20 protein-coding genes, 2 tRNA genes and 8 pseudogenes are annotated in these 21791 nt (G+C 67.7%); 21 read left to right on the top strand and 9 right to left on the bottom strand.

Annotated elements, in window-relative coordinates; all coding sequences use genetic code 11:
• Positions 1 to 200, bottom strand: a 200-nt coding sequence (locus AD428_RS27860) for a CoA transferase (protein WP_053245216.1), incomplete at its 3' end; no start/stop codon positions are given.
• Between the two features lie 152 nt (positions 201 to 352).
• Between AD428_RS27860 and AD428_RS28865 the strand changes: the two are divergent.
• The 9 genes and pseudogenes from AD428_RS28865 to AD428_RS29485 all read left to right on the top strand — a co-directional run.
• Positions 353 to 574 (top strand): annotated as a pseudogene (locus AD428_RS28865) (AraC family transcriptional regulator ligand-binding domain-containing protein); the annotation flags it as partial.
• 53 nt (positions 575 to 627) lie between these two features.
• Positions 628 to 1425: a helix-turn-helix domain-containing protein gene (locus AD428_RS28860; protein ID WP_255352216.1), complete on the top strand. Its 798-nt coding sequence runs from the start codon at positions 628 to 630 to the stop codon at positions 1423 to 1425.
• A gap of 112 nt (positions 1426 to 1537) precedes the next feature.
• Entirely contained in the window at positions 1538 to 2722 is a 1185-nt protein-coding gene (locus tag AD428_RS11245; protein ID WP_053244207.1) for a lipid-transfer protein, read from the top strand.
• 60 nt (positions 2723 to 2782) lie between these two features.
• On the top strand, positions 2783 to 3607 hold the full coding sequence (locus tag AD428_RS11240) for an SDR family NAD(P)-dependent oxidoreductase (protein WP_152967975.1): 825 nt from the start codon (positions 2783 to 2785) through the stop codon (positions 3605 to 3607).
• A gap of 14 nt (positions 3608 to 3621) precedes the next feature.
• Positions 3622 to 4775, top strand: a pseudogene (locus tag AD428_RS11235) (acyl-CoA dehydrogenase family protein).
• Positions 4776 to 4812: 37 nt separating this feature from the next.
• Positions 4813 to 6482: pseudogene (locus AD428_RS11230) on the top strand (long-chain-fatty-acid--CoA ligase).
• A gap of 176 nt (positions 6483 to 6658) precedes the next feature.
• Positions 6659 to 7162, top strand: a complete 504-nt coding sequence (locus AD428_RS27845; protein ID WP_235489872.1) for a MurR/RpiR family transcriptional regulator — start codon at positions 6659 to 6661, stop codon at positions 7160 to 7162.
• Between the two features lie 14 nt (positions 7163 to 7176).
• On the top strand, positions 7177 to 7506 hold the full coding sequence (locus AD428_RS27840; RefSeq protein WP_235489853.1) for a MurR/RpiR family transcriptional regulator: 330 nt from the start codon (positions 7177 to 7179) through the stop codon (positions 7504 to 7506).
• 221 nt (positions 7507 to 7727) lie between these two features.
• Positions 7728 to 7982, top strand: coding sequence for a pyridoxal-phosphate dependent enzyme (locus AD428_RS29485; RefSeq protein ID WP_053245215.1), 255 nt, complete (start codon positions 7728 to 7730; stop codon positions 7980 to 7982).
• Here AD428_RS29485 and AD428_RS24865 read toward each other — a convergent pair.
• Positions 7943 to 8245, bottom strand: a pseudogene (locus AD428_RS24865) (thioredoxin family protein); the annotation flags it as partial. The gene AD428_RS29485 and the pseudogene AD428_RS24865 overlap by 40 nt on opposite strands.
• A 62-nt stretch (positions 8246 to 8307) precedes the next feature.
• On the opposite strand from AD428_RS24865, the gene AD428_RS11210 reads away from it, so the two are divergent.
• The 3 genes and pseudogenes from AD428_RS11210 to AD428_RS11200 all read left to right on the top strand — a co-directional run.
• Positions 8308 to 9123 (top strand): EI24 domain-containing protein, encoded by an 816-nt coding sequence (locus AD428_RS11210; protein WP_053245213.1) that lies wholly within the window; start codon positions 8308 to 8310, stop codon positions 9121 to 9123.
• A 34-nt stretch (positions 9124 to 9157) separates the two neighbouring features.
• A pseudogene (locus tag AD428_RS11205) lies at positions 9158 to 9969 on the top strand (competence/damage-inducible protein A).
• Between the two features lie 150 nt (positions 9970 to 10119).
• A pseudogene (locus AD428_RS11200) lies at positions 10120 to 10938 on the top strand (IclR family transcriptional regulator); the annotation flags it as partial.
• 219 nt (positions 10939 to 11157) lie between these two features.
• Here AD428_RS11200 and AD428_RS11195 read toward each other — a convergent pair.
• Positions 11158 to 12135 (bottom strand): tripartite tricarboxylate transporter substrate binding protein BugD, encoded by a 978-nt coding sequence (locus AD428_RS11195; protein WP_053245212.1) that lies wholly within the window; start codon positions 12133 to 12135, stop codon positions 11158 to 11160.
• 369 nt (positions 12136 to 12504) lie between these two features.
• Here AD428_RS11195 and phaP point away from each other — a divergent pair, with 369 nt between their 5' ends.
• On the top strand, positions 12505 to 13083 hold the full coding sequence (gene phaP, locus AD428_RS11190; protein ID WP_053245211.1) for a TIGR01841 family phasin: 579 nt from the start codon (positions 12505 to 12507) through the stop codon (positions 13081 to 13083).
• 138 nt (positions 13084 to 13221) lie between these two features.
• Here the strand turns inward: phaP and AD428_RS11185 are convergent, their stop codons facing one another.
• From AD428_RS11185 to AD428_RS11170, 5 genes and pseudogenes are all read right to left on the bottom strand, one after another.
• Positions 13222 to 14265 carry a quinone-dependent dihydroorotate dehydrogenase gene (locus AD428_RS11185; protein WP_053245210.1) on the bottom strand — a complete coding sequence of 348 codons (1044 nt, stop codon included), beginning with the start codon at positions 14263 to 14265 and terminating at the stop codon, positions 13222 to 13224.
• Between the two features lie 79 nt (positions 14266 to 14344).
• Positions 14345 to 15082: an arginyltransferase gene (locus AD428_RS11180; RefSeq protein ID WP_053245209.1), complete on the bottom strand. Its 738-nt coding sequence runs from the start codon at positions 15080 to 15082 to the stop codon at positions 14345 to 14347.
• A 124-nt stretch (positions 15083 to 15206) separates the two neighbouring features.
• Positions 15207 to 15283: pseudogene (locus tag AD428_RS29480) on the bottom strand (twin-arginine translocation signal domain-containing protein); the annotation flags it as partial.
• Positions 15284 to 15411: 128 nt separating this feature from the next.
• Complete coding sequence (locus AD428_RS11175; RefSeq protein WP_053244154.1) at positions 15412 to 16110, bottom strand: GntR family transcriptional regulator; 699 nt, start codon at positions 16108 to 16110, stop codon at positions 15412 to 15414.
• Positions 16111 to 16158: 48 nt separating this feature from the next.
• Positions 16159 to 16776, bottom strand: coding sequence for a hypothetical protein (locus AD428_RS11170; RefSeq protein ID WP_053245208.1), 618 nt, complete (start codon positions 16774 to 16776; stop codon positions 16159 to 16161).
• Between the two features lie 435 nt (positions 16777 to 17211).
• Here AD428_RS11170 and AD428_RS11165 point away from each other — a divergent pair.
• From AD428_RS11165 to AD428_RS11145, 5 genes are all read left to right on the top strand, one after another.
• Positions 17212 to 17287, top strand: a tRNA-Gly gene (locus tag AD428_RS11165).
• A gap of 56 nt (positions 17288 to 17343) precedes the next feature.
• Positions 17344 to 17417 (top strand) — tRNA-Cys (locus AD428_RS11160).
• A gap of 288 nt (positions 17418 to 17705) precedes the next feature.
• Positions 17706 to 17981 carry a hypothetical protein gene (locus tag AD428_RS11155; protein ID WP_235489832.1) on the top strand — a complete coding sequence of 92 codons (276 nt, stop codon included), beginning with the start codon at positions 17706 to 17708 and terminating at the stop codon, positions 17979 to 17981.
• Between the two features lie 144 nt (positions 17982 to 18125).
• Positions 18126 to 18440 (top strand): hypothetical protein, encoded by a 315-nt coding sequence (locus tag AD428_RS11150; protein WP_053245206.1) that lies wholly within the window; start codon positions 18126 to 18128, stop codon positions 18438 to 18440.
• A gap of 9 nt (positions 18441 to 18449) precedes the next feature.
• Complete coding sequence (locus AD428_RS11145) at positions 18450 to 19040, top strand: DUF2946 family protein (RefSeq protein WP_053245205.1); 591 nt, start codon at positions 18450 to 18452, stop codon at positions 19038 to 19040.
• 40 nt (positions 19041 to 19080) lie between these two features.
• On the opposite strand, the gene AD428_RS11140 is transcribed toward AD428_RS11145, so the two are convergent.
• On the bottom strand, positions 19081 to 19488 hold the full coding sequence (locus AD428_RS11140) for a DoxX family protein (protein ID WP_053245204.1): 408 nt from the start codon (positions 19486 to 19488) through the stop codon (positions 19081 to 19083).
• Positions 19489 to 19640: 152 nt separating this feature from the next.
• On the opposite strand from AD428_RS11140, the pseudogene AD428_RS11135 reads away from it, so the two are divergent.
• The 3 genes and pseudogenes from AD428_RS11135 to aat form a co-directional block, all read left to right on the top strand.
• Positions 19641 to 20531: pseudogene (locus tag AD428_RS11135) on the top strand (LysR family transcriptional regulator); the annotation flags it as partial.
• Between the two features lie 21 nt (positions 20532 to 20552).
• Positions 20553 to 21134: an NUDIX hydrolase gene (locus tag AD428_RS11130; RefSeq protein WP_053245217.1), complete on the top strand. Its 582-nt coding sequence runs from the start codon at positions 20553 to 20555 to the stop codon at positions 21132 to 21134.
• Positions 21131 to 21791 (top strand): leucyl/phenylalanyl-tRNA--protein transferase (aat, locus tag AD428_RS11125; protein WP_053245203.1); only part of this gene is annotated, 661 nt, incomplete at its 3' end. The genes AD428_RS11130 and aat, both read left to right, overlap by 4 nt.

Here is a 21791-nt window from a genome sequence, read left to right as displayed (position 1 = left end):
GTCCAGCCGCACGCCGCGTTGTTGCGGTTGCAGGCGGCGCGCAGGGCCGGGGGCGCGTAGTCGCCGGCCTGCGTGTCTTCGATCTTGACGACGTCGGCGCCCAGGTCCGCGAGATACTGCGCGGCCAGCGGGCCGGGCAGCAGCCTGGAAAGATCCAGGATCCGCACGCCGGCGAGCGGCGCGGTGTTCGGCGTATCCAAAGAGGGGCTCCCGCAAATACGAAGGGGGCCGCACAGGGCGGGTTCGAGCCAGTCTAGATGCGGGGCCGCGGCCGACCAATGGCGAAATCGTTGATTCGGCTTGGCGGGAATGCTCACCGCCGCCGTTTCGCCCGGCGCGGGCATTGGCTACCATGGCCGCCAACGGGTCGCGGGAGATCGTGATGACGCACCACACCATTGCAATCGGCCACCTGGCGCAGATCCTGCACGGCGCGCGCAGCCGGGGCGTGGACGTGAACCACGTGCTGGAACGGGCGGAGGTGTCGCCGGCCCTGCTGCAGTCGCCCATGGCGCGGGTGTCGCAGGCGCAGTTCGCGCGCATCCTGCGCGGGTTGCGCCTGGCCACCCGCGACGACTTCATGGGCCTGGGCACGCGCCCCGTTCCCCTGGGCGCGTTCGCGCTGGCCTGTGCGTCGCGCAACGCGAGCCTTGCATCGGACGCGCCCTGCGCGCGGCCTTCCGCCTCTATCACGGCCTGCTGCCCGATTTCACGGCCCGGCTCTGCGTCTCGGACGGGCTGGCGCGCATCGTTCTGGACACGCGCGCCGCGCCCGGCCCGGCGCGCTGGTACGGCGAGCGCACCTTTCTTTTCTTCACGCTGGGAGTGGCGAACTGGCTGGCCGCGCGCCGCATTCCCATCCTGGGCGTGGACTACCGCAACGGCGAGCGCAGCGCCGACGCGCATCGCCTCTTCTACGCGCCGGTGCGCTACGGCCAGCCCGAAACCGGGCTCAGGCTGCAGGCGCGCTGGCTGGACCTGCCCGTGGTGCAGGACGCGCGGAGCCTGCGCGAGTTTCTCGCCAATGCGCCGTTCGACCTGTTGGTGAAGTTCCAGGACCGCACCACGCTCACCGAGCGCATCCGGCGCTTGCTGCGCAACGACCTTTCGGGCGAGCTGCCTTCGCTTGCGCGCATCAGCGCGCAGCTAGCCATGACGCCGCAGACGCTGCGCCGCCGCCTGCGCGAGGAAGGGCAGGGCTTCCAGGCGCTGAAAGACGATCTGCGCCGCGATGCGGCCATCGAGTACCTGGGCCGTCCGGAACTGTCGCTGGTGGACATCGCCGAGCGCCTCGGCTTCTCGGAGTGCAGCACCTTCAACCGGGCCTTCAAGAAATGGACCGGCGTGGCGCCCGGCGAATACCGCCGCAGCCGCATGCGCAATCCGCAGCCGGATGCGCATGACACTTTCCGCCAATGCGTTTGACGCCTGCGGCCATTGCCCGCCGGGCGCGCGGCGCGAAGCTGTGCCCACCGGCCGCGGCCGCCCGCAACGGGCGCCGGCGCCGAGGCGGTTTCACACCACAGGAGAGGCAAACATGAATCGGAACGTACTCGTGGCCGGCGTCGGCATGATTCCGTTCAGCAAGCCCGGGGCAAGCGAGCCCTATCCGGCCATGGGCGCGCGCGCGGCCCGCGCGGCGCTGGACGACGCCGGCGTGCCGTACGGCGATGTGCAGCAGGCCTATGCGGCCTACGTGTACGGCGACTCGACTTGCGGGCAGGCGGCGGTGTACGGCCTGGGCCTGACCGGCATTCCGGTCTTCAACGTCAACAACAATTGCGCCAGCGGCTCCTCGGCGCTTTTCCTGGCGCGCCAGGCCGTTCAGAGCGGGGCCGTCGATTGCGCGCTGGCGCTGGGCTTCGAGCAGATGTCGCCCGGGGCCCTGAAAAGCATGTACGAAGACCGGCCGTCGCCGCTGGCGGGCTTCATCGAATCGATGCGCGCCATCCAGGGCTACGATGCCGACAGGCCGCGCGCGGCGCAGTTCTTCGGCGGTGCGGGACGCGACTACATGAAGCAGCACGGCATCCGGCCCGACACGTTCGCGCGCATTTCGGTCAAGGCCCGGCAGCATGCGGCGCGCAATCCGTATGCGGTGTTCCGCCAGACCGTGACGCTGGAGGAAGTGCTGGCTTCGCCCATGATCTTCGAGCCGCTGACCCGCCTGCAATGCTGCCCGCCGACCTGCGGCGCGGCGGCCGCGTTGCTGTGCTCCGAGGATTTCGCGCGCCGGCGCGGCATCGCGCCCGCGGTGCGCATCGCCGCGCAATCCATGACCACCGACACCGCGCCGGCGTTCGAGTCGGCAGACATGCGCAAGCTCGTGGGGTACGACATGACCCGCGCCGCGGCCGACCAGGTATTCGAGGCATCGGGGGTGGACCCGGCCGACATCGATGTGGTGGAGCTGCACGACTGCTTCACCGCCAACGAGCTGCTCACATATGAGGGACTGCGCCTCACGCCGGAAGGCACGGCGGAGAAATTCATTCTCGAAGGCGGCAACACCTATGGCGGCCAGGTGGTGACCAACCCCTCCGGCGGGCTGCTTTCCAAGGGGCATCCGCTGGGCGCGACCGGCCTGGCCCAGTGCGCCGAGCTGGTGTGGCAATTGCGCGGCCAGGCCGACCTGCGCCAGGTGGAAGGCGCCAGGCTGGCGCTGCAGCACAACCTCGGGCTGGGCGGCGCGTGCGTGGTCACGCTGTACCAGGCCGCCTGAAGCAAGACCGCGCCGGCGCGGCCGGGGCGGGCCATGAACGGAACAAAGGAGACAGAAGCCATGGGTACGCTGGATGGAAAAGTGGCGCTGGTGTCGGGATCGGGACGGGGCATCGGGCGGGAGATCGCGCTGAAGCTGGCCGGGGAAGGCGCGCGCGTGGTGGTCAACGACCTCGATGACGGGCCGGCCGAGGAAACCGCCGCGCTGATCCGCGGCGCGGGAGGACAGGCCTGCGTATGCGCGGGCAGCGTGATCGAGGCGGATTTCGCGCAGCGGTACGTGGATACCGCCATCGAGGCATACGGCGGCCTGGACATCATCGTGAACAACGCCGGCTACACCTGGGACAACGTGATCCAGAAAATGAGCGACGAACAATGGGACGCCATGCTCGCCGTGCACCTGACCGCGCCCTTCCGCATTCTGCGGGCGGCCTCGGGGTTCATCCGCGAGGCGGCCAAGACCGAGGCGGCGCAGGGCAGGGAGGTATTCCGCAAGGTGGTGAACATCTCGTCCACCTCGGGCGTCATGGGCAATGCGGGCCAGGCCAACTACGCGGCCGCCAAGGCGGGCGTTAACGGCCTGACCCGCGCCCTGGCGAAGGAATGGGGGCGCTACAAGGTCAACGTGAACAGCGTGGCCTTCGGCCTGATCCGCACCCGCCTCACCGAGTCGGCCGCGGACGACGATGCCTCGCTCGACATTGCCGGGCGGCGGATCAAGGTGGGGGTGAATCCGGAGGTGCTGAAGAACGCCGAACGCCTCGTTCCCATCGGCCGCGCCGGCACGCCGGCCGAGGCGGCGGGCGCGGTCTATCTATTCTGCCTGCCCGAATCGAACTACGTCAGCGGCCAGGTCCTGGTCGTGGGCGGCGGCCGGCCTTGATCGCGGGAGGACCCATGGACACGCCGAGCCCCGCCTGGATGGACGCCGACCTGCGGCTTTTCCAGGATTCCATCCGCCGCCTTTTCGAGAAGGAGTTCGCACCGCACGAGGAAAAGTGGCGCAAGCAGCAGCACGCCGACCGCGATGTCTGGCGGCGCGCAGGCAGCCTGGGCCTGCTGTGCGTCAGCATCCCCGAAGCCTATGGCGGCGGCGGAGGCAACTTCGCGCACGAGGCCATCGTGGCCTCCGAGCAGGCGCGCGCCATGGTGCACGGATTCAGCAACAACGTGCACAGCGCGATCCTGGCGCACTACATCCTGAACTACGGCACCCAGGACCAGAAGCGGCGCTGGCTGCCCCGCATGGCGACGGGCGAGCTGGTGGGCGCCATCGCCATGAGCGAGCCGGGCGCGGGGTCCGACCTCAAGAGCGTGCGCACCACCGCCATGCGCGACGGCGGCGACTATGTGCTTAACGGCTCCAAGACCTTCATCACCAACGGCCTGCACGCGGACCTGATCTGCGTGGTCGCCAAGACCGATCCTTCGGCCGGGGCGCGCGGCGTGTCGCTGCTGATGGTCGAGACGCGCGATCTGCCGGGCTTTCGCCGCGGCCGCCTGCTGGAGAAGCTGGGCCAGAAGAGCCAGGACACCGCCGAGCTGTTCTTCGACGGCGCAAGAGTGCCCGCCGGCAACCTGCTGGGCGGCGAAGAAGGGCGCGGCTTCGGCCAGCTGATGCAGCAATTGCCGCGCGAGCGCCTGCTGATCGCCGTGGGCGCCGCGGCGACCATGCGGCGCGCCATCGACGAAACCGTGGCCTACGCGGCAGCCGGGAAGTGTTCGGCCAGCCGCTCATGGCGCTGCAGAACACGCGGTTCAAGCTGGCGGAATGCGAAACCGTGGCCACTGTCGCCGCGCGCTTCGTCGACGACTGCATCGCCCGCCAGCTGGCGGGCACGCTGGACCTGCCTACCGCGGCCATGGCGAAGTGGTGGGTTACCCAGATGAACTGCCAGGTCATCGACGAGTGCCTGCAATTGCACGGCGGCTACGGCTACATGCTGGAGTACCCCATCGCGCGCATGTACGCCGACGCGCGCGTGGGCAAGATCTATGGCGGATCGAACGAGATCATGAAAGAGATCATCGCGCGCGGCATGGCGGCCTGAGCCGCCGCGCGCGTTGCGCCCCGGACACGGAGGAGACATGCGGCAATCGCACTACGCGTTCTGGCCCAAGGGGTTGCCCCGGGAAATCCCGGCGCCCCGGACGACCCTGTATTTCAACCTGGAGGTTTCGGCGGCGCGCTATCCCGACAAGGCCGCCATCGTGTTCTACGACGCCGAGGTGAGCTACGCCCGGCTCAAGCGCGAGGCGGACGCGCTCGCGGGGTATCTGCAGCGGTGCGCCGGCGTGGGGCGCGGCGACCGCGTGCTGCTCTTCAGCCAGAACTGCCCGCAGTTCGTCATTGCCTTCTACGCCATCCTGCGCGCCGACGCGGTGGCGGTTCCGGTCAATGCCATGAGCACGCCCGACGAACTGGCGCACTACCTGGAAGACAGCGGCGCGCGCGTGGCCTTCGCCAGCCAGGAGCTGTGCCCGCGGCTCGCCGGATTCGCCGCGGACGGGCGGCTGGAGCGCGTGATCGTCCACACCTATTCGGATTATCTGGACGGCGCACGCACGGATCACGAGCCGCCGGACTGGATCCGCGCGCCTCGCCAGGACACCGGACTCGCCCGATGCCGTGCCCTGGTACGGCGCGCCTCGCCGTGGGCGCGCAGCCGGAGCCCGCCCGCGCCCAGGCGACGATCTCTGCCTGCTGCCCTACACCTCCGGCACCACCGGCCGGCCCAAGGGCTGCCGCCACACGCACGCCACGCTGGGCGCGGCGCTGGCCGGGTCGCAGTTGTGGCGTGGCCTGCACGCCGAATCCGTCATCCTGGGCGTGGCGCCCATGTTCCATATGCTGGGCATGCAGAACTGCATGAACCTGCCCATTCTGTTGGGTGCGACCGTGGTGGTGCTGCCGCGCTGGGACCGTGAGGCGGCAGCCAGGCTGATGGCCGACGGCGAACGTCAGCGTCTGGTCGGCCGCGCCCGCCATGGTGGTGGACTTCTTCGCGCAGCCCGGCATCGGCGGCTTCGATCTGTCCAGCCTGGCGCTGCTGTGCGGCGGCGGCGCGCCGATGCCGCAAGCCGTGCATGCCATGCTGGCCGACCGCTACGGCATCGTCTTCAACGAGGCATACGGCCTGACCGAAACCGCGGCATTCCTGCACTGCAATCCGCTGGCGCGCGGCAAGCGCCAGTGCATCGGCGTGCCCACCTTCGGCGTGGACACCCGCGTGATCGACCCCGGCACACTGCAGGAGCTGCCGGACGGCGAAGTCGGCGAACTGGTCACGCGCGGCAGCCAGGTCATGCTGGGCTACTGGCGGCAGCCGCAAGCCGACCAGGAGGCGTTCGTCAGCCTGGAGGGCCGGCGCTATTTCCGCACCGGCGACCTGGGGCGGGTGGACGAAGACGGGTACTTCTTCGTGACCGACCGCCTCAAGCGCATGATCAACGCCTCGGGCTACAAGGTCTGGCCCGCCGAAGTCGAAAACGCGCTGTACGAGCATCCCGCCGTGCACGAGGCTTGCGTGATCGGCGTGCCGGACTCCTGCCGCGGCGAGACGGTCAAGGCGCTGCTCGTGCTGCGGCCGCAGGCCGGCGAGCAGACCAGCGAAGCGGCCGTCATCGCCTGGGCGCGGCAACGCATGGCCGCCTATAAGGTTCCGCGCATCGTCGAGTTCGTCGAGTCGCTGCCCAAATCGAATACGGGCAAGATCCTGTGGCGTCAACTGCAGGAGGAGGCGGGCCGCAGCCCGTGACGAGCCGCGCGGCGGACTGCCGGTCTGTGCGCCTGGCTCCAGGCGCATTCGAGCGCCCGCGATGCGGGCGCATTTTTTTATGCCCGCCGGCGGGATACGCTGTTACGCAAATCGTGTTGACACTAAAGTTTCAGGAAAATATATTGATGAAATCAAAGTTTCATAAAACCGCGTCCATGACATCGACTTTGCAGGAACGCATCCTGGCCTTGCAGGACTCCTTCACGGAAAGCGAGCAGCGGCTGGCGCGCGCCACGCTGGAGTGCCTGGGCAATATCGCCGCCTACTCGGGCGCCGAGCTGGCGCAGAAGGCGGGCGTGTCCAAGGCGACCGCCGGGCGGTTTTTCCGGCGGTTGGGCTATGAGAACTTCAACGAGGTGCGCGCGCAGGCCCGGGACGAGGCCGGCCGCGGCTCGCCGCTGTACGAGCTGGCCGGGGTGCGCCCGCCGGATGCTTCCGGCGATGCGCTCGCGGCGCATCTGGCCAACGACCTGCGCAATCTGGCCCAGACCTTCGAGCGGCTGGACAGCGCCGACGTGGACCTGGCGGTGTCGTTGCTGGCCGGCGCGCGGCGCGTGTGGATCGCAGGCTTTCGCAACGGCCGGGTGCTGGCGCAATATGCCTGGGCCCTGCTGACGCAATTGCGCGACGCGTCTCGCTCGCGCCGGGAGCCGGGCTGAACCTGGCCGAAGACATGGCCGACCTGGCCAAGGGCGACGTGCTTCTCGTCATGGATTTCCGCCGCCGCGTCACCTTGCTCAAACCCATCGTGGAGCACGCCAACCGCGTGGGCGCCAAGGTGGTGGTCATGACGGATCCCACCGCCACCGAGCTGCCCGCGCGCGCCGACGTGGCGCTGCGCTGCGTGAACACCGGCTCGGCGGTTTTCGATTCCTATGTGGCGGCCCTGAGCCTGCTCAACCATATCTGCTCGGCGCTGGCTCGCGCGCTGGGCGGCGCGGCGCGCCAGCGCCTGGCCAATATCGAGCGGCTGCATGATCTGTACGGCGATCTGCAGCGTTGAAACCATCGCAACCAGGAGATTGAAGTGGCAGAGATCCTTCCCCGCGTCCGGCTAGGCTGGACTTCCAATCCGGCGTTCGACGCCGCCCAGCCCTACGGCCCCGCCCAGCAGGCGGTGCTGGGCGCGCGGCCTACGCGCTCGCGCAGGCGGAGATCGCGCGCTGGCCGGGCTACGCCCCGACGCCGCTTTACGCCCTGGACGGCCTGGCGCGGGCGGCGGGCGTGGCCGGCATGCTGTACAAGCAGGAGGCGGGCCGCTTCGGCCTGGGCAGCTTCAAGGCGCTGGGCGGCGCGTATGCGGTGAGCCGGCTGCTGCTGCGCGAACTGGGATCCCGGCTTGGCCGCGACGACCTGACCGTGGACGATCTGCTCTCCGGCGAGCATCGCGAACACACGCAGGCCATTACCGTCACTTGCGCCACCGACGGCAACCACGGGCGCTCCAGGTGGCCGATGTGGGGCAGCATCGGGCCGTAGAACACCGTGCGCGGGCCGGCCTGCACCAGCAGAGTGGGGAAGTTCTCCACGTCTTCCTCGCCCAGCAGTTCTTCATGGTCTTCGATGTCTATCCATGCGAAGACGTGCTGCGGCAGGGTGTCGGAAAGTGCCTGGAGACGGGGGCGGTATTGTCCGCAGGTATCGCACCAGGCGGCACAGAAACACGCAATGAGCCAGGTATCGGGCGATCCGAGGCGATCGCGCAGGGCGCCCAGGTCGGCGCCGGGAACGAGTAGGGGCATGTGAAGCAGATCAGGACGTGTTTGACTATCATACCCGGGTTGTCCATTCACGCCTGCCTGCCATGAACGCACTGCGCCCCGAGTCCGATACGTCCGAATCGCGTCCAGGATTTTCGCCCCGCGCGAGCGCGGGCGCAGCGGGCGTGGCCCAGGCATTCAAGCGCGCCCTGGTGTCGCAATGCCATCCGAGCATGCTGTTCGCCGTGCTGCTGCCGTTCCTGATCGCGCTGGTGGGCGCCATCGTTCTGCTCTGGCTGTTCTGGACGCCCCTGACCGACTGGCTGCGCATGGAAGCCTCCCAATGGGACATGGTCAACCGCGTGGATGACTGGCTGGTCGCGGTGGGGCTGTTCTCCCTCAAGCTCTATCTGGTGCCCGTCATCGCGGCCGGAATCCTGCTGCCCGTGTCGGGCATCCTGGGCCTGGCCATCGCGGCGGTGTTCGTCATGCCGCTGGTGCTGCGGCACGTGAGCGAGCGCGAGTACGCCGGCGTGGCGCGGCAGGGCCGTTTTTCCACGGCGGTCAGCGTGTGGAACGCCGTGTGGGTGTCGCTCGCGTTCGCGCTGGGGTGGGTATTGACGCTGCCCCTGTGGCTGGTGCCTCCCATGGCCGTGGTGCTGTCGGTGTTCTGGTGGGCCTTCGCTTTTTCGCGGATGATGCGCGTGGACGCCATCGTCGAGCACGCCAGCCCCGCCGAGCGCCAGATCCTGCTCAAGCGCAACAACGTCGGCTTCTGGATCATCGGCCTGGTCTGCTCGCTGCTGAACCTGCTGCCGCCGGCCTGGGTGGTGCTGCCCGTGTTTTCCGCGCTGGTGTATGCGCACTACGGGCTGGACGCGCTGCGGCAATTGCGCCAGCAGCGCACCATCGACGTCTGATCCTTCCCCTTTCACCGCTATCCGGAACCCCATCATGTCCGCAGAAACCGCCGCCCGCCGCATCGGCCTTATCATCGTCGGAGACGAAATCCTCTCCGGCCGCCGGCAGGACAAGCATTTTTCCAAAGTCGTGGAAATGCTCTCGGCGCGCGGCATGCAACTGGGGTGGGCCGAATTCCTGCCCGACGACCGCGCCCGCCTGGTCGAGGCCTACCGCCGCAGCTTCGCCAGCGGCGACGTGGTGTTCTCCTGCGGCGGCATCGGCGGCACGCCCGACGATCACACCCGCCAGGCAGCGGCCGAGGCGCTGGGGCTGCCCCTGGAGCTGCATCCCCAGGCGGCCGAGGCCATCGCGCAGCGGGCTGCCGAGATGGCGGCCAAGGGCCAGGGCTCGGCCGACATGAGCACGCCCGAGAACCAGCAGCGGCTGCAGATGGGCGTGTTTCCCCGGGGCTGTGAAATCGTGCCCAACCCGTACAACCGCATTCCCGGCTTCTTCATCCGCGATCACACCTTCGTGCCTGGATTTCCGGTCATGGCTTGGCCCATGCTCGAATGGACGCTGGACACCCGCTATCGTGCGTTGCAGCATGCGCGCGCGCACGTCGAGCATTCCTTCCTAGTGTTCGGCATGCCCGAATCGCGCATCACGCCCGCCATGCTCACGGTCGAAAGCCGCTGGCCGGGGGTGCGCGCCTTCAGCCTGCCCAGCGTGGGCGAGGCGGGCGGCACGCCGCACATCGACCTGGGCGTCAAGGGCGAGCCCGAGGCGCGGCGGCCGCGCTGGAATACCTGCGCGCCGAGGTGCTGCGCCTGGGCGGCAAGCTGGCGCCGCCCGCCGCCTGAGCGTCCGGCGTTGCGATCCGTCGCAATCCGATTAAAAAAACCAATTGCCAAACGGGTCGCTAAATTTCACAATACGGGAAAGATTTGTTTGCTGCATTGCCGCAAAACCCCTGTGCCATGGCCGCGCCGCCAAGCCCTTTCCGTCAATCTATGTCCCGTCTGCCCAATTCACGCAATGCCCCGGACGCCGAGCACGATGGCGCCTCGTCCCATCCCATCGCCATCCAGGTCATCGAGCGGGCCATGCGGCTGCTCGACGCGCTGGCGGCCCAGCCCGACCCCGTCACCCTGAAGGAGCTCTCGGCCACCACGGGCCTGCACGCCTCCACAGCCCACCGCATCCTGAACGACCTGGTGGTGGGGCGCTACGTAGAGCGCGTGGATAACGGCCTCTACCAGCTCGGCATGCGTCTGCTGGAACTGGGCTCGCTGGTCAAGGGGCGGCTCAACGTGCGCGAGGCCTCGATCTCGGCCATGCGTTCGCTGCACAAGCTCACGGGCCAGACCATCAACCTTTCGGTGCAGCAGGGCGACGAAATCGTCTACATCGAGCGCGCCTGGAGCGAGCGTTCCGGCATGCAGGTGGTGCGGGCCATCGGCGGCCGGGCGCCCCTGCACCTCACCTCCACGGGCAAGCTGTTCCTGTCCACCGCCGACTCCCGCCAGGTGCGCGCCTACGCGCTGCGCACCGGGCTGGCCGGCCACACCCGCAACAGCCTCACCGACCTCGACCGCCTCGAGCGCGAACTGGCGCTGGTGCGCCGCAACGGCTACGCGCGCGACAACGAAGAACTGGAACTGGGCGTGCGCTGCATCGCGGCCGGCATCTACGACGACACCGGCAAGCTGGTGGCCGGCCTGTCCATTTCGGCGCCGGCGGAGCGCCTGCAGGACGAATGGATCAAGGCGCTGGTGGACACCGCCGCCGAAATTTCCGAGGCGCTGGGCTACGAGCCGCCCGGCGCGGGCCCCGGCGGCTTCAACGGCCTGCCGCGCCCGAAACCACCGCCCGCGTGTAGCCGCGGCATTCCGCCGCCCGGCCCGCGCGCCGCGCATCGCGCGAAGAACCGCCTTCTTGAAAAGAAAACGCCCCGCATCTGAACTGCCCTCCGAAAGTTGGACGAATCCAACCTTCGGGGGCAGTTCAACAATCGCAGGGCGTTTGCCGGGGAGGGGCGGCCGCGCGGCTTACTGCGGCTCGACGCCCGCCTTCTTGAAAAGTTCGGCCCACTGCGGCACCTGCTGCTTCACCTTGGCTTCCAGCGCCTGCGGATTGGCTTCCGCGGTGAGTACGGTGGCGCCCAGTTGTTTCATGCGCTCCTGGAACTTGGGATCGGCCAGGCCGGCCTGCAAGGCCTTGACCAGCTTGTCCACCACGGGCTTGGGCGTGCCTTTCGGCACCCACATGCCATGCCAGATGCCGACTTCGAAGCCCTTGTAGCCCGACTCGTCCATGGTGGGCAGCTTGGGCAGCGTGGGCACGCGCTTGAGGCTGGTGACGGCATAGGCCTTCACCTTGCCGGCGTCGATCTGCTGCGTGGTGTTGGTGGTCTGGTCGCAGAGCACGTCCACCTGCTTGCCCAGCAGATCGTTCATGGCGGGAGCGGTGCCCTTGTAGGGAATGGTCAGCAGCTGCACGCCCAGGGCTTCCTGGAGCATGGTGCCGCACAGGTGGCTGGCCGCGCCGATGCCGGCGTTGGCGAGCGAAACCTTGTCCTTGTTCTTTTTGACGTACTCGGCCAGTTCCTGGATGGTGTTGGGCGGGAAGTCCGACCGCGCGATGACGGTCATGGGCACGTCCACCACGAGGCCGATGGGCTCGAAGCTCTTGTACGGATCGTAGCCGGGGTTCTTGTAGAGAGAGGGCGCCGTCGAGAAGCCGGCGTGCATCAGCAGGACGGAATAGCCGTCGGGCTGCGAGCGCGCGACCTGGGTGGTGCCGATCGTGCCGCCGGCGCCGCCCTTGTTTTCGACCACGACCGTCTGGCCCAGAGACGTCCGCATGGCCTCAGCCAGCGAGCGCGCGACGTTGTCGGTCGGGCCGCCCGCGGCGAAAGGCACCACCATGTTGATGGGGTGGTCCGGGTATTCGGCGTGGGCAGCGCCGGCCGCGAGCAGGGCGCTGGCGGCGAAGAGAGCCGAAAGCGTGCGGGGGAGGAAATTCATGGGGTCTCCAATGCAGGGTTTGCTGTGCTGCGTAGTCGTTATGGGATACCGGTTTGTAATAGTTTGAATCACACCAGTGTGCCGCGAGTGTAGGGAAGACTGGGTACGGAGTCAGTCCGGTATTTCCCCAACGCGAAGCGGAATCTTGTGCCAGATCAAGGCCCGAGCCCGCATGCCCCACGAAAGTGCAAACAGTTGTTGCGTTGCACAAAAACTGCTTGACAAGTTTTTTGAGGCCCCTAGAATGTGCATTGTGCAGTGCATCAAACGAGCCGGCGGTTGCGTGTAGTACCAGTATCCGCGCACGTTTTTTTCTTTCGTCGCAGACACCCACCTTGCCGGCGCGTCCGGCACCGATAGGAGCATCCTATGAGCACTATTCCGCAACAAGTCCTGGACCGTCAGAAAGCCAGCGTCAACACCTTTCTGGCTGCCCAATCCGCCGTTTTCGCGGGCTTCGAAAAGCTCGTTGAACTGAATCTGAAGGTCGTGCGCGCCACCCTGGACGAAGTCGCCCAGAAGTCGCAGCAGGCCGTCGAAGTCAAGGATCCGCAGGAAGCCGCCGCCTTCGCCACCGGCCTGCTGCAGCCCGGCGCCGAGAAGGCCCTGGCCTACAGCAAGCACGTCTACGACATCGTGGCCGGCGTGCAGGGCAACCTGGCCAAGCTGACCGAAGCGCAGATCGCCGAAACGCAGCAGCAGCTGTCCGACGCCGTCGAGCAGTTCTCCAAGAACGCTCCCGCCGGCTCGGAAAGCGCCGTCGCGCTGATCAAGTCCTCGCTGGCCACCGCGACCAGCGCCTACGATTCGCTGTCCAAGGCTGCCAAGCAGGCCGCCGAAGTCGCCGAATCGAACCTGAACGCCGCCGCCAACGCGACCTTCAAGGCTGCCTCGGACGCCGCCGACGCCGCCACCAAGGTTGCCAGCCGCAGCCGCCGCAGCGCCTGAGTCCGGTAACGGATCATGGGGCCTGGTCCGGGATTTACATCCCGGGCCGAACGCAGGCGGTGCGCAAACCGCAGTTATGTAGTACTGTTGAGTGACAGAGCAGAGCTGGAATTAGGGCCACCCACGGGTGGCCTTTTTTTACGCCCGCGCCAGCGCGCTCACGCATTCGCCGACCAGGGCCGGGCCCCGGTAGATGAGGCCGGTGTACAGTTGCACCGCGTTGGCGCCGGCTTCGATCTTCTCGCGGGCATGCCGCCCCGACATTACCCCGCCCACGCCGATGATGGCCATGTCCGCGCCCAGCTTCTGGCGCAGGCGGCGGATCACCGCCAGCGACAGCTCGTGCACCGGCGCACCCGACAGGCCGCCCGCCTCGTCGGCGTGCGCCATGCCGGCCACCGCCTCGCGGGACAGCGTGGTGTTGGTGGCGATGACGCCGTCGATGCCGTGGCGCGGCAGGATTCCGGCAATGGCGTCGATCTGCTCTTCGGTCAGATCGGGCGCGATCTTCACGGCGATGGGCACGCGCCGCTGATGCCGGTCTTCCAGTTCGCGGCGCTTGTCCGCCAGCCGGTCCAGCAGTGCCGACAGCTCGTCGCCGCCCTGCAGGGCGCGCAGGTTCTTGGTGTTGGGCGAAGAAATATTCACCGTGACGTAGTCGGCGTGGGGGTATACGCCTTCCAGCCCGATCAGGTAGTCGCTCGCCGCGTTCTCGATGGGGGTGTCGGCGTTCTTGCCGATGTTGAGCCCCAGCACGCCGCCCTGGCTGCGCCACTGGCTGCGCCGCACGTTGGCCAGGAAAGCATCCAGCCCCTGGTTGTTGAACCCCAGCCGGTTGATGAGCGCCTGCGCGCGCGGCAGGCGGAACATGCGCGGCTTGGGATTGCCCGGCTGGGCGCGCGGCGTGACCGTGCCCACTTCCACGAAGCCGAAGCCCAGGTTGCCGAGCGCGTCGATGTAGGCGCCGTTCTTGTCCAGCCCCGCCGCGAGTCCGACCGGGTTCGAGAGTGTCATGCCCATGAGGGTGCAGGGCGCCTTGGGCTGCGCATGCAGCAGCCTGCGCGTGGCGCCGCAGTCATAGGCGCGCTGCAGCCCCGACAGTGTGACTTCGTGGGCGGTTTCCGCATCCATGGCGAAGAGCGCCGTGCGGGCCAGGGGATAGGCGTGGAAGAGAATAGACATAAGGCGCGATTGTAGAGCGACTTGGGGCAGGCCGCGCCTCGCCGGCCGCGCCTTGCCGGCCGCGCCAGATCAGATCCGGCTAGGCGGGCGGGTCGAAATCCGCCTCGCGCCAGGCGCCACGCACCAGGAGCTGGGCGGGCCGGAAGCCGGACTTGTACGACATCTTGCGGCTGTCGCGGATCCAGTATCCCAGATAGAGCCAGGGCAGGCCCAGCGTGCGGCACTGCTCGATTTGCCACAGGATGCTGTAGGTGCCCAGGCTGCCCGGCACGTCGGGGTCATAGAAGGTGTAGACGGAGGAAAGGCCGTCGTCCAGCACGTCGATGATGGACACCATCATCAACTGGTCTTCGCCGTCGCGGAATTCGACCAGCCTCGTGTTGACGCGGCTGGTCAGCAGGAACTGCGCATACTGGGTGCGGCTGTCCTCGTCCATGCCGCCGCCCGGATGGCGCCCCTGCTGGTAGCGGGTGTACAGCCGGTAATGCTCGGGCGACCAGGCCAGCTCGGCCACGAAGGCGCGCAGATTCTGATGGTTGCGCCACGCCCGCCGCTGGCTTCGGTTGGGCGCGAAGGCCGCGGCATCGACGCGCACGGGCACGCATGCCTGGCAGTTATCGCAATGCGGCCGGTACGTGAACAGCCCGCTGCGCCGGAAGCCCTGCTCCACGAGCTGCGAATAAGTGCCGGCGTTGATGAGGTGGCCGGGCGCGGCGACCTGGGAGCGCGCCTGCCGCCCGGGCAGGTAGCTGCAGGGGTAGGGCGCGGTCGCGTAGAACTGCAGCGTGGAGAAAGGTAACTCTTTGAGCTGGCTCATGAATATCCCCGTATCCCGCCGGCACGCCTGCCCGCAAGGGATGCCTACATATTAACGCCGCCGGGGGCGGGTTCCGCGCCGCTTCCGGGATGCAGGCGGCCGGCGCGTCCAGCCAGCCGCGCGNGCGAAGGACGGCAGGGCGCAGGGCAGGCCGGCGGCGGCCGCGCCTGCGCCGAGCAGGAAGGAACGTCGATTCATGGGTTTGTCTCCTCGTAGGAATTTTTTTGGGTATGGGCCGGGACGCCAGGGACGCCGTCCCGGCTGCGGGGGCGAGCGCCCTGATCAGGGCGGATCGGGCGCCGCCAGAGACGCGAGGCGCGGCGCGCGCATCACAGCACCGACAGGCGATCGTGGGCGTTGATGACGTGCCTGGCCAGCAGTTCCGCGTATTCGGCGGCCTGGCCGGACGACGTCACCTTGCGCAGGGCGTCGACGATTTCGCGGTGTTCGGCGTTGGAGCGGAGGCGGTGCGCCTCGGTGGACAGGTTCTTCAGGCGCGCCAGGTGCAGTTTCTGGATGATCTCGCGATAGGCCTTGGCGATCTCGCGATTGCCGGCGTATTCGATGAACAGCCAGTGGAACTCCAGATTGAGGCTGTAGTAGCCCTGGGCGTTGCCTTCGCGGATGGCCGCGTCCATAGCGGACACGCAGTTGTCCAGCTCGCGCACGAGCTCCTCGCGCTCGTCGTCCGGCAGTTGCGCCGCCATGCGGCCGGCATGGCTGTCCAGCAGGGCGCGGAACTGGTAGAGATCCCTGACCTCTTCGTCGCTCAGTTCGCGCACGTAGACCCCGGAGTGCTTGCGCGACACCACCAGGCCGGAGCTTTCCAGCTCGCGCAGGGCTTCGCGCACCGGCACGCGCGACACCTTCAACTGCTCCACCAGCTCGGACTCGCGCAAGGCCTGGCCGGGCGCATAAGCGCCGGAAAGAATGCCGCTGAGCAATTGGTCGCGCACCAGTTTGCCCAGCGAGGTGTTCTTGATGTCCTCGAACGTTGCCTGGCCGGTGCTAGAGGCAAGCCATTTCATGAACAGGCTCCTGCTTGATGTTTCGTATAATCGTATACGATTAGACAACTACGTCAGGAAGAATGTCAATCCGGCAGGCTGCATGACGCAGGCACGCGCCGTAAGAAGAAAACGCAAGGAAAAAAGCAACGGGCGGGCTGGCCCGCGCCCCCTCAGCGGCCACCGCCCTGCCCGATCAGGCGTGCGCGGCCCGCCAGGTCGCCGAACGCGGCCATGGCCCCCCCACCCGGCCAGGGGCACCGCGACGGCGGACGCCAGCCGCCGCGCCGCCCATGATGAGGGCGCACACCCCGTAATGGTCGGCACGCGGAAAGGAGAATCGCGCTTGACGAGACTGGGCAGCAGCACGTTGCCCACCGCGATGCCCGCGCCGGTGACGGCGGCGCCCGGATACAGCACCAGGCCGGGCCCAGCGACCGCACGGCGATCCCGCCCGCGACGAAAACCAGGGCGGCGAAAAGGGATCGCTCCAGGCCGTACCCGCGCGAACAGCGCCACGAAGGGAGAAATGAAGCCGAACGCCAACAGCGGCAGCGTCGCCAGCAGCCCGGCCTGCGCGGGCGACAGCGCATAGGCTTCCTGCAGGGTTTCCAGCACCGGCGCCACGCTGGTGATGGGCGCGCGCAGGTTGGCGGCGATGAGCAGCAGGCCCGCAAGCAGGCTCAAGGGGCGCGTAGCGGCCAGGGCGGCCTGCCGTTAAGTCATGGAAACACGTCGGAATCGGATCGGGCAAGGCTCCCACCTTGCCCCAACGCGCGCATCTGCCGCCGCTTCGCACAGCCCGGCGCGGCCGCGCTGCTGGAGCAGCTGGCGCGCATACCGGTCGAGCGTCTCTACCTGCCGGTGTCCGGCGACGAACGGCTGCGCCGCATCGCCCAGCGGGCTTTCCGGACATCCCGAAGACCGGCGCGAAAAGCGATTCCACCCACGACCGCTGCACAAGCCCGGAAAACCGTGTATAATTGCTGTCTTTGGTTGACACGCGATGTTTTTCGGCAACGCGGCCTGATGAAGAAAGCAGGCGAATGAAGAAAGCAGGCAAATCAAGCCCGTCGAAAAAGCAAGCGGCGCGCCCCCGGCGCACCCAAGCGTGAAATCCACGCGGGAATAGCTCAGTTGGTAGAGCGCAACCTTGCCAAGGTTGAGGTCGCGAGTTCGAGACTCGTTTCCCGCTCCAAATATACAAAAAGGAAGCAACGGCCCTCCCCGCGCTTCCTTTTTTCTTGCAGTACTGGCGCAATGGCAGAGTGGTTATGCAGCGGATTGCAAATCCGTGTACGTCGGTTCGATTCCGGCTTGCGCCTCCAAAGAATCCCATCAAGGCCCGCGATCTTCGCGGGCTTTTTGTTGCGGGTTCCGTGGCCGCAGGCCGGCCCGCGACAACCCTGCCCCGTCTTTTCGAGTCGGTCATCCGTCGGGCCGCCTCCCTTCCCGTCGTCAAACCGGCAGGCGATCCCGCGCCTGCCTGGCCATTCGTCGCCAGCCCCGGAAATAAAACGACTGATCCGCTACCTTTTTTTACCCTCGTAAGGTATATTCCCGCATAGAGTTACATAACGCTACATAAAGATATGTTGACGGCGGATTGGGATCACTTGCGTGAAGCGGCTGCGAACACGATGCAGCTCGCCCTGGAAACGGTCAGAAACCTCGAGGTAGAGACTTCCACGATGGTTGCCGCGGGCGTCATGGCGTATCTCGCCAGGCGCATCTGGAGACGACGCGCCGCCCGGATCGCCGAACTGAACGCGCTGATTCCCATCTACGGCAAGAAACTCTCGCACCAGATTCTGCGCGACCGGCGCGCCTCTTCCAATTACATCATGCCGCCCCGCTCGGACGATGACGAGCCCTGGAGCTGGCGGAGCTGAAGGCGGGCGATCCGAGACGCGCTTGCGGATCCGCGGGCCTGCGGACCCGCACGCCCGAGCAGCAGCATCCGGTTACCCTCGCCTACGCCCAGTCAGGCAATGGCCTGTTAAGGTGGCCCCGTTTTCCACTGACGGTCACGCCCCATGCGCAAACCCTCGCTCTCCCGACCCTGTACCGGCCTGCTGAACCTGTCCGCCGCGGCGCTGCTCGCGCTCGCGCCATTCGCCGCGGAGGCCGATCACGACCGCCACCGCCACCGGCACGGACGCGAATACAAGGAAAAATACTGGGACGGCGCCTGCAAGGTGGAGCGGCAATGGAAGCGCAACGGCGAATATCGTGAAAAGCGCAAATGCCGCCCCGACTACGGCTATGCTTATGCCGTGCCCCGCGCGGCCGTGCAGCCGGTCGTGCCCGCCATCGTGATCAATCCGCCGCCCATCGTCATCCGGCCCTGACCCCATGCCATGGATCCCTCGGTAAAAGATGCGCTCGCGCGCTGGCCCAACGTCCCGGCCGTCTACGGCTGGCTGTCGCTGGACGCGCGCGGCCGCTGGCGCTTCCATCCCGAAGGCCGGGCGGCCGAAGGCGGGCCGGGGGAATCCATCACCAATACGCAGATCCTCGGCTTCATCGACCGCAACTACGGTCATGACGAGCAGGGGCGCTGGTTTTTCCAGAACGGGCCGCAGCGGGTATACGTCAGGCTGGACGCGGCGCCGTGGGTGCTGCGGCTGTCGGACGACCAGCGCAGGCTGCTGACCCATACGGGCCGGCCGGTCCAGTCGGTGCTGGGCTGGCGGCTGGACGAGGACGGCCGCCTGTATGCGCGGACCGAGGCGGGTGCGGGTGTGGTGCTGGACCGCGATCTGCCCATGCTGCTGGAAATCCTGCGTACCCCCGACGGCCGTCCGCTGCTGGACGCGCTGGAGGGCGCGCCGCCTCCGGCTATTTCGTTTCCGGGCGCATACGAGCCGGCCCCCCTGGCCTCTCTTGCCCGGGCGGAGGCGGCCGCATGCCTGGGCTTTGTGGCCGACCCCGCGCCCGCCCCGGAATGACTCCGCCCGCGCAAGCCGCGGGCATCCGGATCGCGCACCCCTAGGCAGCGGGGCGCTTGCCGGGCGCGAGCGCCAGCTTGCCGTCGCCCAGCAAGGCCAGCGCGAGCGCCGCTACCGCCAGGAAGACCGGATACTCCCAGCCGCCGCCGGGGTTGCCGAAGCCCCAGCCATTGCCGAAGTGCACGGTGGCGGCCACGAACAGCTGCACAGCCCCTACGGCGGCCACCCAGCGCGGCGCGACGCCCAGGATCAGCAGCGCGCCCGCCCCGATCTCGAAGAACGTTACCGGATAGGCCAGCCAGGAGGGAAAGCCGATCTGGCCGAAGAACCCGGCCGTGCCGGGCAGCGTGAAAACCAGCAGCTTGGTCAGGCCGTGGGCCAGGTACATGACGCCCAGCGCCAGGCGCAAAAGCAGGGCGGCGTACGGAGCGGTGCGGGAATCGATCATGAACAACCTCTGTATCGGATACGGGATAGGACTCGCCGCCCACGCGGGAGCCGTCTCGGCGCTATTCTTCCCATTCCGGAAAAGGCGATAAAGATGCAAAATCGCAAATTATTGTTCCTGTTCGGGAAATAATCGTGGATACGCATGCCGCCATGCAGACCTTTGCCAAGGTCGTGGAACTGGGGTCTTTCGCCGCGGCGGCGGACAAACTGGACCTCGCCCGCTCGGTGGTGACGCGCCAGATCGCGCACCTGGAGCACCGGTACGGCGTGCGCCTGCTCAACCGGACCACGCGCAAGCTCAGCCTGACCGATGCCGGACAGGCTTTCTACGAGCGCGTGCGCCCCATCCTCGCCGAAGTGGCCGACCTGGAACTGGCGCTGCAGGCGCAGGGCAGCACGCCCAGCGGCCGGCTGCGGGTAAGCGCGCCTGTGTCCTTCGGCATCCTGCACCTGGGACCGGCCATCGCGGAGTACCTGCAGCAATATCCCGAAGTCACTATCGACCTGGATCTCAACGACCGGGTGGTGGACCTGGTGGAAGACGGCTACGACGTGGCGGTGCGCATCGGGCCGCTGCTGGACTCGTCCCTGGTGGCGCGGCCGCTGGCGCCGCAGCGGCTGCACGTGTGCGCTTCGCCCGGCTACATCGAGCGCCACGGCGCGCCGCGGGTTCCCGAAGACCTGAAACGGCACCGCTGCCTGCACTATGCCTATGCCAGCACCGGCAACGAATGGCGCTTCGAGAAAGACGGGATCAGCCACCTGGTGCGCGTGAACGCGGCCCTGCGCGCGAACAACGGAGACGTGCTGCGCACGGCGGCCCTGGCCGGCCACGGCATCATCTTGCAGCCGGAATTCCTGATCGGCGCAGACCTGCGCGCCGGGCGCCTGGTCGCGCTGCTGGAAGACTACGCCCACACCGAGATTTCGATGTACGCGGTGTACCCGCACCGGCGGTTTCTGTCCCCCAAAGTGCGGTCCTTCGTGGAGCACCTGGAGCGCCGCTTCGGCGCTCGTCCGAGGATCGCGCAGGGCCGCGCCGCACCCGTTAGAATCGTGCCCATGACCGACAAACCGCCTCTCGTCTATTTTCCCGCGCCGCGCCGCGCCAATTTCTGCAGTCAGTGCGGCTCGCCGGTCAGCCGGCGCGTGCCGGAAGGCGACAACCGCGAACGCGACATCTGCGACCATTGCGGCGCCATCCATTACCAGAATCCGCGCCTGGTGGTGGGCACCGTGCCGGTGTGGCAAGACCGCGTGCTGCTGTGCCGCCGCGCCATCGAGCCCCGCTACAACACCTGGACGCTGCCGGCGGGCTTCATGGAGCTGGGCGAAAGCACCGCGCAGGGCGCGGCCCGCGAAACCCTCGAGGAATCGGGCGCGCGCGTGCGGCTGGGCGAGATCTACACCATCATCGACGTGCCGCAGATAGAACAGGTGCACGTGTTCTATCTCGCGCACGCCGCCGGCCCCGAACTGGACCCCGGGCCCGAGAGCCTGGAAGCCCGCTACTACGACGAAGCGGAAATCCCCTGGGACGACCTGGCGTTCCGCACCGTCGTCACCACGCTGCGGCACTTTTTCGAAGACCGCAAGCGCGGCATGTTCGGCCCTCATCACTACACGCTCGAATCGCACCGTTGAAGCTGCCCTGGCTCGCCGCAGACACGCCTTTCCCGCCAGCCTACACAGCGCTGCGCGACCCGGACGGCCTGCTCGCCGCGGGAGCCGATCTTTCGCCGCGCCGCCTCGCGCAGGCGTATTCCAACGGCATCTTTCCCTGGTACTCGGAGGGCGAACCGATACTGTGGTGGAGTCCCGATCCGCGCATGGTGCTGGCCTGCCGGGACTTCGCACCATCTCACTCGCTGCGCAAGCTGCTGCGCCAGATCGCGCGCCATGAACATGAGGCTCCGCGCGTGCGGGTCCGGGTCGACACCGCCTTTGCGGAAGTCATGGCGCAATGCGCCTCCCCCCGCGAGGGACAGCCCGGCACCTGGATCACGGCCGCCATGCAGCAGGCGTACCGCCAATGGCACGAGGCGGGCTTCGTGCACAGCATAGAAACCTGGATCGACGGCGAACTGGCCGGCGGGCTCTACGGCATCAGCCTGGGACGCATGTTTTTCGGCGAATCCATGTTCACCCGCGTGCCCAACGCCTCCAAGATCGCGCTGGCCTATCTGGTGCGGTTCCTGCAGGCGCAGGGCGTGGCCTGGATCGATTGCCAGCAGCAGACCCGGCACCTGGCCAGCCTGGGCGCGCGGCCCGTGCCGCGCGCCGCGTTCCTCGAACACGTGC

The sequence above is a fragment of the Achromobacter sp. DMS1 genome, from assembly GCF_001270295.1.
Note: the sequence above shows the minus strand (reverse complement) of the source record. Positions and strands in the feature narration are given on the sequence as shown.

Bases quoted from the DNA above. Each gene is read 5' to 3' on its own strand.
- AD428_RS11245 (WP_053244207.1), top strand. From the start codon at position 1,538: ATGAATCGGAACGTACTCGTGGCCGGCGTCGGCATGATTCCGTTCAGC.
- AD428_RS11240 (WP_152967975.1), top strand. From the start codon at position 2,783: ATGGGTACGCTGGATGGAAAAGTGGCGCTGGTGTCGGGATCGGGACGG.
- AD428_RS27845 (WP_235489872.1), top strand. From the start codon at position 6,659: ATGACATCGACTTTGCAGGAACGCATCCTGGCCTTGCAGGACTCCTTC.
- AD428_RS27840 (WP_235489853.1), top strand. From the start codon at position 7,177: ATGGCCGACCTGGCCAAGGGCGACGTGCTTCTCGTCATGGATTTCCGC.
- AD428_RS11210 (WP_053245213.1), top strand. From the start codon at position 8,308: ATGAACGCACTGCGCCCCGAGTCCGATACGTCCGAATCGCGTCCAGGA.
- AD428_RS11195 (WP_053245212.1), bottom strand. From the start codon at position 12,135: ATGAATTTCCTCCCCCGCACGCTTTCGGCTCTCTTCGCCGCCAGCGCC.
- phaP (WP_053245211.1), top strand. From the start codon at position 12,505: ATGAGCACTATTCCGCAACAAGTCCTGGACCGTCAGAAAGCCAGCGTC.
- AD428_RS11185 (WP_053245210.1), bottom strand. From the start codon at position 14,265: ATGTCTATTCTCTTCCACGCCTATCCCCTGGCCCGCACGGCGCTCTTC.
- AD428_RS11180 (WP_053245209.1), bottom strand. From the start codon at position 15,082: ATGAGCCAGCTCAAAGAGTTACCTTTCTCCACGCTGCAGTTCTACGCG.
- AD428_RS11175 (WP_053244154.1), bottom strand. From the start codon at position 16,110: ATGAAATGGCTTGCCTCTAGCACCGGCCAGGCAACGTTCGAGGACATC.
- AD428_RS11150 (WP_053245206.1), top strand. From the start codon at position 18,126: ATGCGCAAACCCTCGCTCTCCCGACCCTGTACCGGCCTGCTGAACCTG.
- AD428_RS11145 (WP_053245205.1), top strand. From the start codon at position 18,450: ATGGATCCCTCGGTAAAAGATGCGCTCGCGCGCTGGCCCAACGTCCCG.
- AD428_RS11140 (WP_053245204.1), bottom strand. From the start codon at position 19,488: ATGATCGATTCCCGCACCGCTCCGTACGCCGCCCTGCTTTTGCGCCTG.
- AD428_RS11130 (WP_053245217.1), top strand. From the start codon at position 20,553: ATGACCGACAAACCGCCTCTCGTCTATTTTCCCGCGCCGCGCCGCGCC.